General features: G+C 61.1%; 16 protein-coding genes. 13 read left to right on the forward strand and 3 right to left on the reverse strand.

From position 1 onward, the window contains the following. The 12 genes from N5D53_RS23465 to N5D53_RS23520 all read left to right on the forward strand — a co-directional run. Positions 1-850: citrate:proton symporter (locus N5D53_RS23465; protein WP_279840911.1), on the forward strand; the 850-nt coding region annotated here is incomplete at its 5' end. Between the two features lie 293 nt (positions 851-1143). Then, entirely contained in the window at positions 1144-1713 is a 570-nt protein-coding gene (locus tag N5D53_RS23470; RefSeq protein ID WP_010953688.1) for an acyl carrier protein, read from the forward strand. Positions 1714-1724: 11 nt separating this feature from the next. Next, positions 1725-2999 (forward strand): beta-ketoacyl-[acyl-carrier-protein] synthase family protein, encoded by a 1275-nt coding sequence (locus N5D53_RS23475; protein WP_104961901.1) that lies wholly within the window; start codon positions 1725-1727, stop codon positions 2997-2999. Positions 3000-3168: 169 nt separating this feature from the next. Next, the gene (locus tag N5D53_RS23480; protein WP_279840934.1) at positions 3169-4083 is read left to right on the forward strand and encodes a beta-ketoacyl synthase; all 915 of its coding nucleotides are present in this window, start codon (positions 3169-3171) and stop codon (positions 4081-4083) included. Then, positions 4080-5378 carry a beta-ketoacyl-[acyl-carrier-protein] synthase family protein gene (locus tag N5D53_RS23485; RefSeq protein WP_279840912.1) on the forward strand — a complete coding sequence of 433 codons (1299 nt, stop codon included), beginning with the start codon at positions 4080-4082 and terminating at the stop codon, positions 5376-5378. Before N5D53_RS23480 ends, N5D53_RS23485 begins: the two co-directional genes overlap by 4 nt. Next, positions 5375-6586: a beta-ketoacyl synthase N-terminal-like domain-containing protein gene (locus N5D53_RS23490; protein WP_064493109.1), complete on the forward strand. Its 1212-nt coding sequence runs from the start codon at positions 5375-5377 to the stop codon at positions 6584-6586. Before N5D53_RS23485 ends, N5D53_RS23490 begins: the two co-directional genes overlap by 4 nt. A gap of 38 nt (positions 6587-6624) precedes the next feature. Further along, positions 6625-9495: an aminotransferase class III-fold pyridoxal phosphate-dependent enzyme gene (locus N5D53_RS23495; RefSeq protein WP_279840913.1), complete on the forward strand. Its 2871-nt coding sequence runs from the start codon at positions 6625-6627 to the stop codon at positions 9493-9495. Between the two features lie 9 nt (positions 9496-9504). Further along, positions 9505-10242 carry a 3-oxoacyl-ACP reductase FabG gene (locus tag N5D53_RS23500; RefSeq protein WP_279840914.1) on the forward strand — a complete coding sequence of 246 codons (738 nt, stop codon included), beginning with the start codon at positions 9505-9507 and terminating at the stop codon, positions 10240-10242. Beyond that, positions 10239-11003, forward strand: a complete 765-nt coding sequence (locus tag N5D53_RS23505; RefSeq protein ID WP_279840915.1) for an SDR family NAD(P)-dependent oxidoreductase — start codon at positions 10239-10241, stop codon at positions 11001-11003. Before N5D53_RS23500 ends, N5D53_RS23505 begins: the two co-directional genes overlap by 4 nt. Before the next feature lie 2 nt (positions 11004-11005). Beyond that, complete coding sequence (locus N5D53_RS23510) at positions 11006-12289, forward strand: DUF1302 family protein (protein ID WP_279840917.1); 1284 nt, start codon at positions 11006-11008, stop codon at positions 12287-12289. Positions 12290-12339: 50 nt separating this feature from the next. Beyond that, complete coding sequence (locus N5D53_RS23515; RefSeq protein WP_190869409.1) at positions 12340-13176, forward strand: outer membrane lipoprotein-sorting protein; 837 nt, start codon at positions 12340-12342, stop codon at positions 13174-13176. A 33-nt stretch (positions 13177-13209) separates the two neighbouring features. After that, positions 13210-15819 (forward strand): MMPL family transporter, encoded by a 2610-nt coding sequence (locus N5D53_RS23520; protein ID WP_274141148.1) that lies wholly within the window; start codon positions 13210-13212, stop codon positions 15817-15819. Between the two features lie 69 nt (positions 15820-15888). Here N5D53_RS23520 and N5D53_RS23525 read toward each other — a convergent pair whose 3' ends face one another. From N5D53_RS23525 to N5D53_RS23535, 3 genes are all read right to left on the reverse strand, one after another. After that, on the reverse strand, positions 15889-16272 hold the full coding sequence (locus N5D53_RS23525; RefSeq protein ID WP_003253954.1) for a MerR family transcriptional regulator: 384 nt from the start codon (positions 16270-16272) through the stop codon (positions 15889-15891). Positions 16273-16437: 165 nt separating this feature from the next. Continuing rightward, the gene (locus tag N5D53_RS23530; protein WP_003253953.1) at positions 16438-17016 is read right to left on the reverse strand and encodes an NAD(P)H-dependent oxidoreductase; all 579 of its coding nucleotides are present in this window, start codon (positions 17014-17016) and stop codon (positions 16438-16440) included. 418 nt (positions 17017-17434) lie between these two features. Further along, on the reverse strand, positions 17435-18349 hold the full coding sequence (locus tag N5D53_RS23535) for a LysR family transcriptional regulator (protein ID WP_003253946.1): 915 nt from the start codon (positions 18347-18349) through the stop codon (positions 17435-17437). Positions 18350-18555: 206 nt separating this feature from the next. Between N5D53_RS23535 and N5D53_RS23540 the strand changes: the two genes are divergently transcribed. Further along, positions 18556-19578 (forward strand): zinc-dependent alcohol dehydrogenase family protein, encoded by a 1023-nt coding sequence (locus N5D53_RS23540; protein WP_014591301.1) that lies wholly within the window; start codon positions 18556-18558, stop codon positions 19576-19578. The last annotated feature ends 173 nt before the right edge of the window (positions 19579-19751 follow it).

Here is a 19751-nt window from a genome sequence, read left to right on the forward strand (position 1 = left end):
CATGAGCCCGTGGGGTGGTCCCGCCACCCGTGCCATTGCCGCGCTCGGCCTGGATGCGACCGAATACTTCATTCCGATGTTGCCCACCGTCATCGGTGGGGCGGCATGGGTCGTGTTCACCGCCTACCTGCTGGGCCGTGCCGAGCGCCGGCGTATCGGCAATATTGCCCTGGAGTCCGGTGGCGGCAACTGCTACATCAAGGAAATCCTCGGCGACAGCCCGCACAAGCGCCCGCGCCTTGCCTATGTGAACCTGGTGCTGGTGATCGCCGTGATGACCGCGCTGGTGCTGGGGCTGATGCACGCGGCCATCCTGTTCATGATCGGTTTCGTCGCCGCACTGATGATCAACTACCCGCAGCTGGACCTGCAGAAAGAGCGCATCCTCGCCCATTCGGGCAACGCCATGACCGTGGTGCTGCTGGTGTTCGCCGCGGGCATCTTTGCCGGTATTTTCTCGGGTACCAAGATGGTCGATGCATTGGCCCAGACGCTGGTGGACTGGATTCCGGAAGCGTGGAGCCACTGGTTCCCGCTGGTGGTGGCGGTGACCAGCATGCCGCTGACCTTCGTGCTGTCCAACGACGCGTACTACTTCGGCGTTGTGCCGATCCTGGCCAATGCCGCGGCCGCGTACGGCATCGACCCGGTGGAAATCGCCCGCGCTTCGGTGCTTGGCCAGCCGGTTCACCTCATGAGCCCGCTGGTGGCCTCGACCCTGCTGCTGGTGGGCATGGTCGACCGCGATATCGGTGACTTCCAGAAAGCCACCGTGAAATGGGCCGTGCTCACCTCTCTGGTGATCACTGCGCTGGCACTGCTGACCGGCGCCTTGTCCTTCATGGTTTGAAGCACTCAGGGCGCCGCTTGCGGGTACGGTGATAACCCACTTCTGGAACTTTCGTGCTGTTTCAAGCAATCGATTTTGTCATTTTACGACCCCTCTCCAAGCCCCATTGAGCTGCATAAACCAAAGGTTTCAGGGCGCGTCGGGATTTCTCGCAAAAAGCACTGATGGCACGTTGACTCTCCCCTTAGGGGGAGACTTTAGACTCCCGGCCCCCGATAGATCTGGCCTCAAAACAGCTTTTTTTGGCCCGATGACTTTATTCATTCAATGCGGCTTTTGTAGGGAAACACTCAATGAATAATCCGTTGGAATTGGACAGCGTTATCAGCAGTACACAGGATATTCTTGCGCAGTTGCTGGTGCTGGATAGGGGCGACGTGACAGAGCACAGCAGTATTGTTGACGACCTCAGCGCCGACTCGCTGGACATCGTCGACCTGAGCTTCCAGCTGGGCCGTCAGTACGGTTGCACCTTGCCGAAAACCAGCGTGCTGGATCACGCGGTAGCGGTGTTCGGCGACGCCACCCGGTTTGTCGAAAATGGCCGAATCACGCAGGACGGCGTGGCCTTGCTGGAGCAGAGCCTCAGTGCTTATGCGCCGGGCCAGTTGCACGTGGGCATGCAGCCGGGCGATGTCTTCTCGGCCACCACCGTGCGTAACTGGGCGCAGCAATGCCATAACGTTTTCAACTACCTCCCCGAGACCTGCCCTGAGTGTGGCGCGGTTCATGCCCAACTCAATGAACGCCAGCAAGTGGTGTGTGGCGGTTGCAGTGCTCGCCTGACCCCTCTGGACGGTGACTCGATCTCGCGTCTGTTGGTTGAGCAGTACGCGGCCGCCCAGTTGAAGGCTTCGGCGTAGGGGGTGCCTTGATGCAGGCCCGAGAGGTTCTGGTCACCGGCTATGGACTGGTGGCTCCCACGGCACTGGATGCGGCCTCGCTGTTCACGACGATCAGCGAAAACCGTTCCTGCATTGGCCAGCACCCGGCGTTTGTCGAACTGGGGTTTGCGAACCCGGCGGCCGGATTTATCGATGAGCAACAATGGCAGGTCATCGCGGCGGCCTTTCCGGGCGACCTGCAGACCACCTCCCGCCAGGAATGGCTGGCGCATTACGTGGCCCGTCAGGCGCTGGCCCATGCCGGGTTGGCCGACGGCGCTTTTGCCCGAGTCGCCAGCGGTATTTTCGTCGGGGCCAACAAATATTGCGTGAGCGGTGATTTGCGGGACGCCAGCCGTTACATGGACGATCAGGGGCGGGTCGATCTCGACCAGTTCCTGGATAACCACACCCTCAGCGGTGGGGCGTTTGCCCGACGGGTTGATCAGCAAACCCGCCATCTCGCCGAATGGCTGGGTGTCCGTGACCATATCTCCACGCATTCCGATGCCTGTGCCGCCGGCACCATGGCCATCGGCAGTGCCTATCGAGCGATCGCCCGTGGCGAGATCGACCTGGCGTTGTGTGGCGCTGTGGAGTTGATGGCCCATGAATTGTCCTACTACAGCTTTGATGGGCTGGGCGCACTCTGCCAGCGCGTGGACTTTTCCCCGCAAGAACAGAGCCGGCCATTCATGCCGGACCGCTGCGGCTTTGTGCTGAGTGAAGGGGCGGCGCTGTTGGTGCTGGAATCCCGCGAGCATGCCGAGCGTCGTCAGGCCTGTTCGCTGGGCCGGGTGCTGGGTTACGCGAATCTGTGCGAGGCAGAGAAAATCACCTCCAGCAGCCGCGATGGCAGCAAGTATGCCGCCTGCATGACGGCGGCCCTGGCCGATGCCGAACTGACCAGTGCGGCTGTGGACCATGTGAATGTTCACGGTACGTCGACACAGGCCAATGACCGTTGCGAGGCCCTGGGCCTGGTGCAGGTCTTCGGCGAAACCCTGGAGCAGATGACGTTCACCGCCAACAAATCTGCCGTAGGGCATTCGTTGGCCGGCAGTGGTGCCATTGAGGCGGTGCTGTCGTTGATGAGCATTCAGTTGGGCGTGGCCTTGCCGACCCTCAATTTTCAGCCGGAAAAATCCGAATTTCCGGCGTTGAAATTCCTTTGCGAACCGTTGCAGCAACCGATCAATGTCGTGCTCTCCAACTCCTTCGGGTTTGGTGGCGTGAACAGTTCGTTGGTGCTGGGCAGGGCATGACATGACCAGATCCAATTCAACCGCTGTTTATATCACTGCGGCGTCGGTACTCAACGCTGCCGGTACTGAATGTGCGCCTCGTGACAGTCAACCTCAGGCCGCGCAACCGCTGGATTTCGACCCGGCACGTCTGGCCCATTGTGTCGCAGCGCCCGCCTTGCCGGCGGGTGTGTACGACCGCAGACTGTCCCGCAGCCTCGAGCCTCAGGGCGCGCGCCTGCTGTATTGCGCCGGCCGTCTCGCCGAGACCTTGCGTGGGCTGGAGCTGCCCGACGAGCGGATCGCATTGACCGCTGCCATTCCGGAAGTGGATGGCCCCAGCTCGTGCTGGGATGCAGTGCAGGCCATTGGCGCACAACCGGCAGATCTGTTGGCGCAATTCTTTGCCCATACACCGCCGCTGCATGCGCTGATGATGCTCAACAGCAGCGTCATGGCCCACGCGGCTGAGGCCTTGCGTTGCAAGGGGCCCATGGGCGGTTTTTGCTCCCAGGGCAATGCGGGGCTGGATGCTTTGATGGAGGCCGCTGCCCATCTGAGCGAAGGCCGTGCCGATGCTGCCGTCGTCGTCAGTAGCAGTCCGAACATCACCCCGGCGTTGTACCTGCGTGACACGAATCACCCACCTGTGAACCCCGGCCCGTGGGTTTTCGGCGAAGGTGCTGCGGCACTGTTGCTGACGACCAACCCGGGCAGCGGTGCTCGATCTGCGTTGCGTATTGCCGGGTTTGCCCGTGGTTACAGCGCGCAACCCGAGCGTGGACTGGCGGTTGGTCGCGACGTCATTGAGCGTGCTTTGAGCAACGAAAAACTGTGCCTCAACGATATCGGGCAAGTCGTCGCCGATGCACAGGATCCGCAGATTGCCGCGTTGTTTACCCTATCGGGGCACACCCTCGAACACTCCAAGGCGTTGCTAGGTGACTTGGGCGCCAGCGCCTTGCTCAGCGAAATCGCTGTGACCTGGGCACTGGATTGCAGCCGTTACACGCTGTTGCTCGAACATAGCCGAGGCGGGCATTGGGGCGCGGTACTGCTGGCCAGAACGTCGTCGGACACAGAGACAATGGAGAGTTACCCATGAGCCCCACACGGATTGTGATCACGGGCATGGGCGCCGTCACCGGCTTCGGTTTCGAGTGGCAGTCCATGTGGCAAAGAATGTTGGCCGGCGAGCATTGCATTCGGCCATGGCAACCGGAAGGCGTCGAGGCGGGTGCGTTCCCCGTGCGTTACGCAGCGCCCGTGGATATGGGCTTGATACCGGCACACTTGAAAGACCATCCGGCCTGGGGATTGTCGCTGGAAAAACGCACCCGCTTTGGCTGGATCGCGGCCACCCAAGCCATTGCCGATAGTGGTCTGAGCCCCGAACAGTTGCGTGGCGCGGCGGTATTGTCAGCGTCCGGCGCACCTGCTCATCGTTTGCAGGACATGCTGCTCAGCCTGGCGGATAACCCGGCGCAGGCGCCGTCCTGGGCTCAATTGATGGCGCGACAGGCGCAGGTCGATCCTGACAGTTCACTGTGTCAGAGCAACGACCGCCTTGCGCGGGTGATTGCCGATGGCATCGGCAGTGAAGGCCCGGTGATCAATGTCAGCAGCGCCTGCGCGGGAGCGTCCCAGGCCATCGGCAATGCATTCCAGATGATCCGTCGCGGCGAGATCGAGCTGGCCATTGCCGGGGGCGCCGATTCGGTGCTGAGCCTGGACACCATGACCGCGCTGTATCTGCTCGGCGCCGCCAGCAGCGAACAGCGTTGGGGCACCGAACTGTGTCGGCCGTTCGACCGCCATCGCAGTGGCTTGATTGCGGGTGAAGGTGGTGGTTTCGTAGTGCTCGAAACCCTCGAACGGGCGCTTGCCCGAGGGGCAACGCCGTACGCCGAAGTGCTGGGTTTCGGCAGCAGCCTGGATGCCTACAAAATCACCGCACCCGACCCGCAGGGCCGGGGCGCGGTGCTGGCGATGCAGGCGGCCCTGACGGATGCCGGGCTGGCGCCGCAACAGGTCGATCTGATCAATGCCCACGGTACCTCGACACCCCTCAACGATGCCGCCGAAACCCTGGCGATCAAGACCCTGTTCGCCGAGCGCGAACATTATCGGCGGTTGCTGGTGACGGCCAACAAATCCCAGTTCGGCCACCTGATTGCGGCCGCCGGAGCACCGGAGTTCATGCTCACGGCCCTGGCCTGCCGGGATGATCGAGTCACGCCGACCCTGAACCTGCAGGATGCCGACGAACAATGCGACCTCGACTACTGCGCCCACCAAGCGGTCAAGCGCAAGGTCGACGTTGCCCTGAGCAACTCCTTCGGTTTCGGCGGCCTCAACACTTCGCTGGCGCTGGGCAAGTACCGGGAGGCGCCGCGATGAAACAGGCGGTCGCGATTGCCGGTGCGGGTTGCGTGTTGCCCAGCGGCTGGGGTGTCGAGTCTTTCTGGGCGGCCGCAACCGAAGGGCGCAGTGCAATTACGGCGCTGAACGCCCGACGGTTCAGCAGCGAACGCGTGGTGGCGTTCGGGCAAATTCAGGATCAGGACCACCAACGCAGCCGACAAGACCTTGCGCAAAACCTTCAGCGTTACTGCACGCCGGCAGTGATCTGGGGTGTCAGCGCGGTACGTCAGGCGTTGGAAGAAGCCGGCCTGGCCGATGAGCAGCCGGATGTCCGTTTCGGTTTGTATTGCTGTCAGGGCGGCTACACCCATCCGTCTCTGGAATCCTATGCCGAGTTGTTGCACGGCTGTCGGCAGGACGGCGTCGCCGACATGGCGGCGTTCGCCAAACGGATCCTGCAAGACCGTGCCCAGGACCCTTTTCTGGTGCTCAAAGGCTTGAGCAACTGCTTGCTGGGTGTCACCAGCCTGGCGCTGAAACTGGTGGGCGAGTGCAACGCCTATATGCAAGGTGTCGCCGGCAACCTGGCAGCCTTGCGTGAGGCTACGGCCGCTTTGCAGGATGGCCGAATTGACGCGGCAATCGTTGTCGGCGCGGGCAGCGAGCTGGATGCCCTGGCGCTGTCCGGGTTGGTCCAGGCGGGTGTCATCAGCGCCAACGGCTCGAACACGCTGCTGCCGTTTGACCTTCGGGGCACTGGCGGCATTGCCGGGGAGGGCGCGGCAGCGCTGGTGCTGCGCCGGCGCGAAGACCTGCCGGCCGGTCCTCAGGCGTGCCTCGCCGACATGACGGCCCATGCCTCCCTCGGTCGCTTGAGCCTGCCCGACAGCCCAACCGATGTGTTGGTGTGCAGCGGCACCGGCGATGCGCACAAAGACCGCGTGTTGTGCCAGACGCTGGCCCTTGCGCGCGCCTCGCACATCACCAGCGGGTTGGCGATCAACGGCATTCTCAGCGCGGCGCCGAGCCTGGTGGATCTGACTCTTGCGCGTTGCGCATTGCTGGCCCAAAGCGTGCCGCCGATTGCCGGTTTGCAGCAACCAGTGGCGAACCTGCCGTTCATTCAGGGCGCGCCCCACGCCGCGAGCCTTGCGCATTGCCTGGTGCTGAACCGCGACGACAACGGATTCAGCGCCGCCTATCAAGTGCTCTACAGCGCAAAGGTCACTCAGGACTGCCGCTGACTGCCGCCTCTTTTTTACTTTCAAGGGATATGACTGTCATGGATTATCGCGATTTCGTTCGGCCCAAATTCGTCGGCCTGCTGCAGGCACTGGGCCTGGAATGTGAATTTCAGCGCGCCCTCGGTAGCCAGTTGTTCTACCGCAACCCCAAGGGCGACATGGTCACGGTCACCGACTTTCTCGGCGGTTACGGTGCGGCACTGTTCGGCCACAACGACCCTCAGTTTGTCGATCAGCTATGTGCGCTGCTGCGCAGCGACGTGCCGTTCAACGCACAAATGTCGATCCGCGGTGCGGCCGGGCAATTGGGGCGAGCGCTCAGCGACGCCTTCAATCGCGTTCTGAAGAACACCGAACGTTATATTTCGACTTTCTCCAACAGTGGCGCGGAGGCGGTGGAAATCGCCGTCAAGCACGCGGAGTTCCGTCGCCAGAAGAGCCTGCAAAAGCAGTTCGACGACATCGATTTCGCCCTGGCCAGCCTGACCGCCAGCGAACACGCTTACCGCGAACTGGATGTGGCCGACCTCGACCTGCCTGCAGGTGTCCTGCCGGCCACCCTGAACAGCGTGACCTTGCGTCAGGTGGTTGAAGCCGTTCGCCAACACAACCTGGCGCAGTTGCACATCGAACCGGTATTCGTCGCCCTGCGCGGCAGCTTCCACGGCAAATTGGTCAATACCGTGCAACTGACCTATGGCCGTCAGTACCGCGCGCCGTTTGCCCGTTTTGGGCTGAACGTCGAGTTCATCGACCCACAGCAGCCCCATCAGTTGCAGGAATTGCCGGCCCGGCACACGCACCATTGGTTGAGCCTGCAATGGGACGGCGAACACCTGCACGTCCTGCAACTGCCGTTCAGTGCGATTACCGCCGTGTTGATGGAACCGATTCAGGGCGAAGGCGGTATCAACGAGTTCGCGGCCGAGTTCTATCTGGGGCTGCGCAAGCTGTGTAACGAGCAACAATGCCCGCTGGTGGTCGATGAAGTGCAGTCGGGTTTTGGTCGCGCCGGGACGTTTCTTGCCAGCAGCCAGTTCAACCTGCAAGGCGACTACTACTGCCTGTCCAAGGCCCTCGGCGGCGGCTTGATGAAAATCGCCGCGACGGTGATCCGCAGCAGCCACTACGAAGGCGAGTTCAGCTACATCCACAGCTCGACCTTCGCCGAGGACGATCCGTCCTGCCATATCGCGCTGTCGGCATTGCGCCGGTTGTTCGCCGATGACGACGCGATGCTCAAAGACATACGCACCAAGGGCGCCTACCTCAAAGCCTCGCTCAATGAACTGAAGATGGCCTATCCGGATGTGATCGCCGATGTGCGCTGGCGTGGCTTGCTGGTGGGGCTGGAACTGCACGATTTGAGTGTCAGCAGCTCGCTGGTACAGGCGTCGGCCCAGTACAATGATGCCTTGGGTTACTTGATCGCCGGTTACCTGTTGCAGTTCGAAGCGTTGCGGGTGGCACCGTCGGGCAGCAACTCCAACGTGATTCGCCTGGAGCCGCCAGCCTGTATCACCCTGGGCGAAATCGACAAGCTGATCGCTGCCCTGCAACGGGTCTGCGACATGCTGCGCCGTGGCGATGCCTTGCCGTTGGCGGCGGGTATCTGCGCGGACTCGATGCCCGCTGTGCCAGCCCGTCAGGACGATTTTCGGGTGACCGAGCCCGTTGAAAACATCGATGCCAAGGTCGAAATCGTCGCTCGGGTAGCGTTCATCAACCACCTGATCGATGCCGATATCCTCGGTGACGTCGATCCCTCGCTGGCAGCCCTGAGCCCGGAACAAAAACGCACGTTCATCAATTGCACCAAGCCTGAACGCCGCGCTGTGCCAGTTGGCCCGGTGATCATTCGGTCGCGCCTCGGCATGGCGGTGGAGTTCACGTTATACCCGCTGTGCATGGACTCGGATGCCATGGCCGAGTACATCCGCAGCGGTGACCTGGACAGCATTCGCGAAGAAGTCGGCAGGCGTGTCACCGATGCCCGCGCCGATGGCTGCAGCATCGCCGGCCTCGGGATGTACACCTCGATCGTCACCAACAATTGTCAGGCGCTGAAGATTGCCGACATGGCGCTGACGTCCGGCAACGCCCTGACCATCGGCATGGGGCTCGAAGCCATCGAGCAAGGCTGTGTACAGCAAGGTCTGGCACTTTGCGAGCAAACCGCTGCCGTTGTCGGTGCCGCCGGTAACGTTGCGTCGACCTATGCCTCGGTGCTGTCCGCCACCGTCGATCACCTGATTCTGATTGGCAGCGGTCGTGACGGCTCGGTTCGGCGCCTGGAGAAAACTGCGCAACAGATTTACGCCGACGCGGCCCGTTCGATCCTCAAAGGCACGGCCGAACACGACCGCTTGGCCCAGCGACTGCTGACCCTTGATGGTTTTCGTGGCTTGTTGCACTCACATGGCCAAAAAGCCGACCTCGGTTTGCACATCGCCCGTCTGGTGGATGAACGCCTTGGCGCGAACGCCTTCATCACGGTCACCAACGATCTCGACGCCATCAAGGGCGCACGGATTGTCCTGTGCGCTGCCAATGCGCCTCAGCCGTTCCTCGGTGCCGAACATTTTGCCGAGCGCAGCGTGATTTGCGATATCGCCGTGCCGCTGAACGTCCATCAAGACCTGCCGAGCCAACGCGAAGACGTGCTCTACATGCACGGCGGCATCGTCCAGACGCCGTTCGACGACGGCCTGGCGCCCAACGTGCGGGCCTATCTGAAAAAAGGTCAGTTGTATGCGTGCATGGCCGAGTCGGTGTTGATGGGCTTGTCTGGCATGAGCCAGCACGGCTCCTACGGGGATATCAGCCGTGAGCAAGTTCAGCAGGTCCGCGCACTGGCCGCGACCCACGGCTTCACCCTCGCGCAATTCAAAACTCAAAATTCACTGTAAGGAGCGGTCATGACTCAGAAAATAGCTGTCGTGACCGGCGGCAGCCGTGGCATTGGCAAGTCCATCGTGCTGGCCCTGGCCGGCGCGGGTTATCAGGTTGCCTTCAGTTATGTCCGTGACGAGGCGTCAGCCGCTGCCTTGCAGGCGCAGGTCGAAGGGCTCGGCCGGGAGTGCCTGGCCGTGCAGTGTGATGTCAAGGATGCGCAGTGCATTCAGGCGTTTTTTGAACGGGTCGAGCAACGTTTCGAGCGTATCGACTTGTTGGTCAACAACGCCGGTATCACCCGTGACGGTTTGCTCGCCACGCAATCGTTGAGCGACATCACCGAGGTCATCCAGACCAACCTGGTCGGCACGTTGTTGTGCTGTCAGCAGGTGCTGCCCTGCATGATGCGCCAACGCAGCGGGTGCATCGTCAACCTCAGTTCGGTGGCCGCGCAAAAGCCCGGCAAGGGCCAGAGCAACTACGCCGCCGCCAAAGGCGGTGTAGAAGCATTGACACGCGCACTGGCGGTGGAGTTGGCGCCGCGCAACATCCGGGTCAACGCGGTGGCGCCCGGCATCGTCAGCACCGACATGAGCCAAGCCTTGGTCGGCGCCCATGAGCAGGAAATCCAGTCGCGGCTGTTGATCAAACGGTTCGCCCGGCCTGAAGAAATTGCCGACGCTGTGCTGTATCTGGCCGAGCGCGGCCTGTACGTCACGGGCGAAGTCTTGTCCGTCAACGGCGGATTGAAAATGCCATGAGCCAGTTACGCACGATTGTGATTACCGGCGCGGCCAATGGTATTGGCCGCGCCGTCGCGGAAAGTTTTGCAGCCCAGGCCGAGCACCTTTTGATCTTGCTTGATCGGGATCTGGCAACCTTGCAGAGCTGGGTCACCGAGGGGGAATTTGCCGCTCGCATCGAAACCCATCAAGCGGAAATCGCCGATCTCGCCAGCCTGCAACTTCTGTTCAAGGGCCTGGCCGACCGGGTCGGCTTTGTCGATGTGCTGGTCAACAGCGCCGGGGTCTGCGACGAGAACGAACCCGAAGATCTCGACAACTGGCACAAGGTCATTTCGATCAACCTCAACGGCACCTTTTACGTCACCTCGTTGTGCTTGCCACTGATGGCGGATGGAGGGCGGATCGTCAACATGTCGTCGATCCTCGGCCGAGCGGGCAAGGTCCGCAACACCGCTTACTGCGCCTCCAAGCACGGCATCATCGGCATGACCAAAGCCTTGGCGCTGGACCTGGCGCCAAGGCGAATCACCGTCAATGCCATCCTGCCCGCCTGGATCGACACACCGATGCTGCAAGGCGAATTGGCGGCTCAAGCGCGCATCGCCGGGATCACCCACGAGCAAATCCTGCGCAATGCCAAGAAGAAGTTGCCCCTGCGGCGCTTCATTCAGGGCGACGAAGTGGCGGCCATGGTTCGTTATCTGGCGAGCCCGCAGGCGAGTGGTGTCACGGCGCAAAGCCTGATGATCGACGGCGGTGCCGGGTTGGGAATGTAGCCATGGCTCGACTGGGATTGAACCGCGGCCTTTTGGCCGCGCTGGTCAGCCTCGGCCCGCCAGTGGCGATCGCCGAGTGGTGGCCGGAGCATCATGAAGCGGAGATCGGCGTTGCCACGGCCGTGCGTCTGCACGGTGACGACCGGGTCACGCAGAAGGCCGTTTACCTCAAGTTCAGCCTGGAGGATGCCTGGGACAGCGGCTACTACAAGGCCAAGGGCCGAGCCCGTTACGACTTCCGTTATGACGGCAACAACCCATACAACGCGCAAGCCCGGGACGATTACCGTGCCACTGCCGATTGGCGGCACCTTTACTGGGGGCTCTACGTCGGTGACGGCGAGCTGACGGTGGGCTGGCAGCAGGTGGTGTGGGGGCGTGCAGATGAATTACGGGTGCTCGATCAGATCAACCCGCTGGATTATCGCGAGGGTGTGATCGGTCTGTTGGAAGACAGCCGCATCGCCGTGCCGATGATTCGCCTGGTGCAGCCGGTCGCCGAGTGGGAGCTGGAAGCGCTGGTGATCACTGATTTTGTGAAAAACCAGGCGCCGGCCGTCGGCAGCGAGTTCGATGCACCGATCTTTGCCACACCCGATCCGCAGATGTTCGTGGTCGATTCGCGGCCCGGTTATGACGGTCACAGTGGCTTCGGTTACGGCGCCAGTGCCAACGGCCGGATCGGCACGGTGGATGTCAGCTTCGTTGCCCTCAACGCCCGCCAACAGGACCCGGTTTACGCCGTCGAAGGCCAGACCGAAGAGGGCCTGATTCGCTTCGAGCGGCAATTCCCGCGCTATTCCATGGGCGGCGCCGGTGTGGCCATCGATGCCGGCCACAGCATCGTGGTGCGCAGTGAAGTCGCCTACTTCGACAATTGGCGCGTCACCAATCCTTACCGCGCTTACGGCAGCGACCAGACGGCGATGACCAAGTCGCTGCTGGGCGTCGATTACCTATTGCGGGACTGGCTGATCTCGACGCAGTGGCAACATCAGCGGCTGCTCGACTGGCAGCCCGGCATGGTGCAAGACAAGCGCGACGACCTGTTCACCGTGTCTGCCGAAGGCTCGCAGTTCCAGGATCGCCTCAAGACCCGTCTGGTTTTCGGCATGTCGCCGCCAGCGCAGGACGACAGTTTCGTTCAGGGGATCTTCACCTACAAACCGGTGGACTGGCTCAAGTTGGGGCTCGAAGTCGATGTGTTCTTCGGCAAGCCCGACCGCCAGTTCGGTGCGTACGACAACCGCGACCAGGTGCGCTTGTCCGCCGGTTATCTGTTCTGACCACACCGGTGCGGTGTGCGAACCACTCAAACAATGAAAAGGAAATCGCCATGTTGCCCATCTTCAAGACCCTGACTGTAAGCGCACTGCTGCTGAGCGCCGCTGCCGCCATGGCAGCTGAAACACGCACGGCCGACGACATCATTCGCCAGGCCCGGGACCGCGATGACGGCAAGAGCTTCATGTCCCAGGTGTCGCTGATCCTGATCGACAAGCAAGGTAACAGCCGCATCCGCGAGTTCAGCTACCTGCAAAAGGATTACCCGGACAGCGACAAGTTCACCATGTATTTCTCTGCGCCGAGTGATGTGCGTGACGTCGCCTTCCACATCGAAAACCCGCGCGAGACCCTGGGCCTCGAAGACAGCCAATGGATGTATTTGCCGGTCAGCCGACAGACCCGAAGGATTTCCACCACCGACAAACGCGGGGCGTTCATGGGGAGCGACTACTCCTATGCCGACCTCGACAAGATTCGCGCCGAAGACTATCGCCAAACGCTGGTTGGCGAAGAGCAGTTGCAGGGCCGCGATTGCTACGTGATCGAGCGTGAGCCGGCGACGCCTGCCGTGCTGGCCAAGACCGGCTACAACAAGCTCAAGGTCTGGGTTGACAAGAAGAACTCACTGGTGCTGCGCCAGGACTTCTTCGATGTAAAAGGTGTGATGTTCAAGCAGATGCGCACCCTGAAGACTGAAACCATCGACCAGATCGACAGCATTACCCTCAGCGAAACCGAGGACTTCATCGCCGGTACGCGCTCTCAGCTGCGCTTCAACCAGTTGCAGTACAACGTCGCGCTGGACGACCGCCTGTTCACGCAGACCGCGATCAAGCGCGGGCTGAAAGCCGGCGACTTGCCGGAATACGCCGTGTCTGCCCGCTAAGCGCCGCTCCCGATTCATCTGGAACCCTCATTCATGGAAAGATACCTGAACTTCGTCGAGCGCTATGCGCGGGCAATTGTGTTCGTGCTGGTGGCGATCACCGCCTACTTCACCTACACCCTCGGCGCGCTGATGTCGGACACCAATCCGTATCTGCTCAAGGACACTCACCCGGCGCGCAAGACGATCATTGATCTGCAGCGCGAGTTCACCGGCACCTATGACTCGGTCATGGTGGCGCTGAACAACCCCGAGAGTGTCTTCAACACCACGTCGTTGAACGCCCAGTTCGAGCTGTCCCAGGCCATACGCCGGTTGATGCTGGCGAACGATGAGGACCGTATCGAACTGCAGCGCATCGTCGGCCTCCACAGTGGCGACCCTGATGCCCAGGGTTTGCTGGTGCAGATCCTCGCCGAGGGTTTTTCGCAGAACGATTACGCTGCCGCCAAAGCGCTGCGTGACCATGGGATTGCCCGGAACTGGGACAGCCATGACCTGCAGTTTTTGAGCTTTCTTGCCGAGCGGCTCAACCCGATCCAGGAAATGGCCTCGATGGCTGACCTGGAAAACATCAGCTTGAGTGCCGATGGCGAGTTGTGGATCCACAAGACCCTGCACGCCCTGGATATGGACCCGATCAAGGTCGAAGCGCAGATCATGGGCAACGAGCAGATGGTCGGTGGCGTCGTCTCGGCGGACAAGAAAGTCGCCATGGTCGTCGCCGAACTGGGCACCAAACAGGACGACGCTCAGGCCCAGTTGCGTGCCTATCACCAGGTCCGCGAGATCATCGCGAAGTACCAGGCCGCCCACCCGGAGTTCACCGATGAGGTGTTCATCGCCGGCATGCCGATCTTCATTGCGGCCCAGCAGGAAATCATCGATCACGACCTGGCGATGCTGTTCCCGATCGTGTTCCTGCTGGTGACCTCTCTGCTGGTTTTCTTCTTTCGCAAGCCACTTGGCGTGGTGCTGCCGCTGTTCAATATCCTGTTCTGCACCATCTGGACCCTTGGCCTGATGGCGCTGCTGCGTGTGCCGATGGACTTGCTCACCAGTGTCTTGCCGGTGTTCCTGTTCACCATCTGTTGTGCCGACGCGATCCACGTCATGGCCGAGTACTACGAACAGCTCAATTCGGGTAAGTCTTTCCGCGAAGCCAACCGTGAAACCCAGCGCCTGATGGTCACGCCGGTAGTGTTGACAACGGTCACGACGATTGCGACGTTCCTGATTTCCACCACCAACAACATTGTCAGCATCCGCAACTTTGGCGTGTTCATGTCCATCGGCCTGACGGCGGCGCTGATCATCTCGTTGCTACTGATTCCGGCGTGGATTTCGATCTGGGGCAAAGATGCCGTCCCGCGCAAAGTGCAACTGAAAGAGTCGCTGATCTCCCACTATCTGGTGGTGTTCTGTGCCTGGCTGATTCGCTGGCGCAAGCCGGTATTGCTGGTGACCCTGCCGTTGTTGGCGATGATGACGGTGTTCACGTTCAAGGTGGATATCGAAGACTCGGGCATTGCCTACTTCAAGAAGGACAGCCCGGTGCGGATGTCCGACGAATTCATCAACCGGGCCGGAGTCGCGGGTACATCGCCGGGCTGGATCGCTTTCGACACCAAGACTCCGCGTGGCGCGCTGACCACTGAAACCGTGCAGTTCCTCGACCGTCTGGACCAGTTCATCAAGGCCCAGCCGAACGTGAGTTACACCTATTCGGTGGCGACCTACATCAAGCGCATGAACCTCGTGCTCAACGACATGAACCCTGCTTTCCTGCGGGTACCGCAGGCGGTGGAGCAGGTGACGGTGGTCGATGATGACGGCAAACCGGAGACCTTCGATGTCGATGGCAACTCGCTCATCGAACAACACATCATGATGTTCGAGAACGGTGGCGGCACTGACTTGCAGAACGTGCTCAATGCCGATTACTCGAAGGCGGTGACGCTGTTCACCATGACCTCCTCTGTGGCGGGCGATTACCAGGCGATGCTCGATAAACTGGACGCCTGGCTGGTCATCAACAAACCGGCCAACCTGCAAGTCACCCATGCCGGTACGCCGTACATATGGACCGGGGTGTTGCAGGAAATCACCCAGGGTCAGGTGCTGAGCTTCTCGCTGGCGTTGCTGGCCGTGACCTTGATGATGATGTTCTGGCTCAAGTCAGTACGCCTGGGCATCCTCGGCATGCTGACGTTGCTGACCACGTCGGTGACGGTGTACGGCAGCATGTACCTGTTGGATATCGAGTTGAACATCGGTACCACACTGGTGACGTTCCTGGTGGTGGGCGTCGTGGATTACGCCGTTCACCTGCTGTCACGGATCAAGATGCTGGTGCAGAAGGGCATCGAGATCGACGAGGCCATCCTGGCGGCCATGCAGGGCGTCGGGCGCTCGACGGTGGTCAACGTCGTGATCTTCTCGATGGGCTTTGTCGCGCTGCTGTTCTCCGCCTACAAACCCGTCATTGACCTGGGTGTATTGGTGATACTGGCGCTGTCATCCAGCGGCTTCATGACCATTTTGTTGGTCACGCTGATTTCGCCGTGGTTCTTTGCCTCGATTGTGCCGCAGCCAGCAGTGCAAGAGGGCGAGCAGCCGGGGGGTGGGGCTGTGCCAGGCTAAATCGCCGGGGCGCCTGCGTGCTGAAAACGGCACCGGGCGCCATGGCCGTTCAGGGGCGGCGGAGCGGATTCAGCGGGCTTTTTCCAGGTGTTCGAACTGGCATTGCATCTGAGCATCCTTGAGGCTCAGCTCAAACTCAACCAAGCCGTCATGCACTTGCTGCAAGGCCTGGATCTGCCCCATCAATTCCTGCTTTTTGTTATCGATGGCCTGCATGGCCAGATCCCAGGGCAGCTCCTGGCCGCGATGATCCTGCAGAATGGCCTGCATTTCCTTGAGCTTGAAACCGAGTTGCTGAGCGCATTTGATGAAGGTCAGCAGCTCTACGCTTTGCTGGCTGTAGATGCGGTACTTGCCTTCGCGTTGCGGTGGGGGCAACAGGCCGATTTCTTCGTAATGGCGGATGCTTTTGACGGTGGTGCCCGACAGCTGGGCGGCTTTGCCGATGTACATGAAAATCCCTTTTTTGACGCATCAGAAGCAAAAAGATGTCGCGTGCTCGTACAGGCGCGCGACATTTTTGCACAAGCGTCAGGGGGTGGGAAGCCAGGCTGAACAAGGCGTCACAGCAGGGCGGCTCGGCTGGGCAGCGCAGGGGCACGGCCCGACCGGGGCTGATCAGCGGCTGGCGACGGCCTGGACTTGTTTGAGCCAGGCTTCACGCTGTTCCGGCTTGGAGCCCAATACCGGACCGAAGGTCAGGGTTTTCAGAGGTTTTATGCCGCAGAACTCCAGGGTGGTCTTGCGCATTTGGTGCAGGCCCGGCATGCGATATACCCACCGGTAGTACCACGGCGGCGTGTCCATGGTCACCAGAAGGTGAGCCGTGCGGCCCTTGAGCAGCTTATCCGGGAAAGGCGAGCCCTTGCGGTACTTGAAGGCAAAACCGGGCAGAAACACGCGGTCGAAGAACCCCTTGAGCAACGCCGGAATGCCGCCCCACCAGATCGGGTACACCAATGTCAGGTGTTCGGCCCAGGTAATGTCGTTCTGTGCGTTGATCAAATCGGGCTCAAGCAACTGGATCTGGTTATAGCCATCGTGCAAGACCGGATCGAAATCCAGGGTATCCAGGCGCAGCAGGCGCACCTCATGGCCTGCTTGCGTGGCAGCCTCGACATAACGTTCGGACACAGCGCCGCAAAAGCTGTCGTTCGAAGGGTGGCCGAGGATTACGAGCATGCGTTTGCGCTTCATGACAAACTCCAGGTAATGAAGTGCCAAGGGTAAAGTCTGCCCCTTACGGTAGAGTCAAGCCTTGCCGGTTAGCGGTAGAGACAAACAGTCCAGCAGCGCTCGGCTGGAGCCCGGCAAACCGTTGAATGAGGGGGCGCAGAAACGCAATGTGCGTTGAGCCCGCACTCGCACTCGCAAGCGCCAACTGGCTTTAAGGGCTTGCGCCTCCAGATAGACGGCGAGGGCACTGTTGGCGTTGAGGGCGACATAAGCGTGGCTGAGGGTGTCGTTGAACGTCAGGGGGGGCAGGACTAGAGCATGTCAAAGCCAGAAAAACCAGGGCTGCCCTGATGTTCAATAATCCTCGCCTACAAATCGAGCTTTTCTGAGCCCGGAAATCAGCCGTTGCCGGGTGCTGGGTGACTTGTCTGGATTTTCCCTAAAGACTATCAGGATCCCCAAAGAACATCTGTATCCGCGACCGCAGCCACCGCTCCGCAGGGTCATTGTCCTGTGCCCCGCGCCAGGCCATGTGCAGTTCGAAACTGCGCACGGGTATCGGCAGATCCTCGGCCCGCAAGCCGCCGGCGGCCGTCAGTGCATCCGCCGTGTAGTCCGGTACCGTAGCCACGATATCGGTGCCTGCCAGCAAGCTCCCCAGCCCGTTGAACTGCGGTACCGCCAGCACCACGTGGCGCTTGCGGCCGATTTCTTCCAGGGCTTCGTCGATGAACCCGGACAAGTCCCCGGCAAACGACACCAGTGCATGGGGCCGGGCGCAGAAGTCATCCAGGGTGATGCTGCCGGGTACGCTGTCGGCGCGCAGCAGTTTCGGCATGCTGCGGCGCAGCACCTTGCGCTTGGCGTTGGCCGGCAGTTCGCTGGTGTAGCTGACCCCCACCGAAATCTCGCCCGAGGCCAGCAGGGTTGGCATCAGCAAGTAGTTGACCCGTCGCACCACCAGCACGATACCGGGCGCCTCGGCGCGAATGCGCTTGAGCAGTTGCGGCAGCAAGGCGAACTCGGCGTCGTCCGACAGGCCGATGCGGAACACCGCATTGCTGGTGGCCGGGTCGAATTCGGCGGCGCGGCTGACTGCCGTGGAAATCGAATCCAGTGCCGGTGACAGCAGGGCGAAGATCTCGTGCGCACGTGCCGACGGCTCCATGCTGCGCCCTGTGCGCACGAACAGCGGGTCATCGAACAGGTTGCGCAGGCGCGACAGCGCCGCGCTGATGGCCGGTTGGCCGAGAAACAGTTTTTCTGCGGCACGGGTCACGCTGCGCTCGTGCATCAGCGTTTCGAACACGATCAGCAGGTTGAGGTCTACACGACGCAGGTCGTTTCGATTCATCGGTGCGCTTCGCCTAATGTGGGGCAGAGGTGAATCTTAAGGCCAAAGGCTGTTACCCTGCACGGGTTTAGGGGGACCAATCGCAGGGAAAGTCAGGTGCCCAATCGATGACAAGCATGTCGACTATTAATGGCCACTGATGGTCTAACGGGCAAAGCCCGGATAGAGTCAGTGGTAATTAGAGGTTCACAAAGGCGAGGTATGCGATGTCCCGCATGATCCGTTTCCACAAGTTCGGCGCTGCCGACGTGCTCCGTTGCGAAGAGCAGGCCGAACCGTCACCCGCTGCCGACGAGGTGCAGATCCGCGTCGAGGCGGTTGGCGTCAGCTGGTATGACGTGCTTTGGCGCCAGAATCTGGCACCGTCCCAGGCGCGTCTGCCAGCGGGGATCGGTCACGAAATGGCCGGGGTGGTGACTGCGGTTGGTGAAGGGGTCGATGACATTGCCGTCGGTGACCGGGTCGCCAGCTTCCCGGCCACCAGTGCCAACGACCACCCGGTGTACGGCGATGTCATCGTACTGCCCCGTACAGCCATCACGCGCTACCCGAATGTGCTCACCCCGATCGAGGCCAGCGTGCACTACACCCCGCTGCTGATCGCCTATTTCGCCTACGTCGACCTGGCACGGGCCAAGGCCGGGCAGACAGCACTGGTCACCGATGCCAGCCATTGCGCCGGGCCTGCCTTCGTGCAACTGGGCAGGGCCCTGGGGCTGAAAGTGTTCGCCGCCACCAAGGAAGCGGCGCAGCGTGACTACCTGCTGGGCTTGGGCGCAGACAAAGTGATCGTCACCGAAGAGCAAGACCTGCTGCTGCAGATTGGCAAGTACACCGATGGCCGTGGTGTGGACATGGTGCTCGACGGCATGGGTGGCCCGCAGATGTCGCTGTTGGGTGATGTGCTGGCGCCGCGTGGCAGCCTGGTGCTGTACGGTCTGCAAGGCGGCAACCAGACGCCGTTCCCGGCCTGCGCGGCATTCCAGAAGAACATTCAGTTCTATGTGCACTGCATCGGTAACTTCACCGGCAAGCCAGAGCTTGGCATCAGCCAGGACCAGGTGGCGCTGCAGCGTGCCTTGCGCGATATCAACCAGTTCACGGCCGACCAGCTGCTGACACCGCAGATCATCAAGGTGTACCCGTTCGAGCAGGTGGTTGAGGCGCATCGCTACATGGACCAATGCCCGTGCGGCGGGCGCGTCGTGCTGGACATGGCGCATCACTGACGGTGGATGGCGCAAGCGACGAACCCGGGCAAGGTCCCGGGTTTTTTGTGCGCGGGATAAAGTGATTCAACACTTAAAGTAGGACTGTTCCTACAATAAATCACGATATGGACTACATATAAGTCCGTAGCTTTCGGGATGTCAGAAATATCCCGGCAAATAATCAGCCTTGA

Origin of the sequence: Pseudomonas sp. GD03862 (assembly GCF_029840855.1) — a bacterium.
Lineage (GTDB): Bacteria > Pseudomonadota > Gammaproteobacteria > Pseudomonadales > Pseudomonadaceae > Aquipseudomonas > Aquipseudomonas alloputida.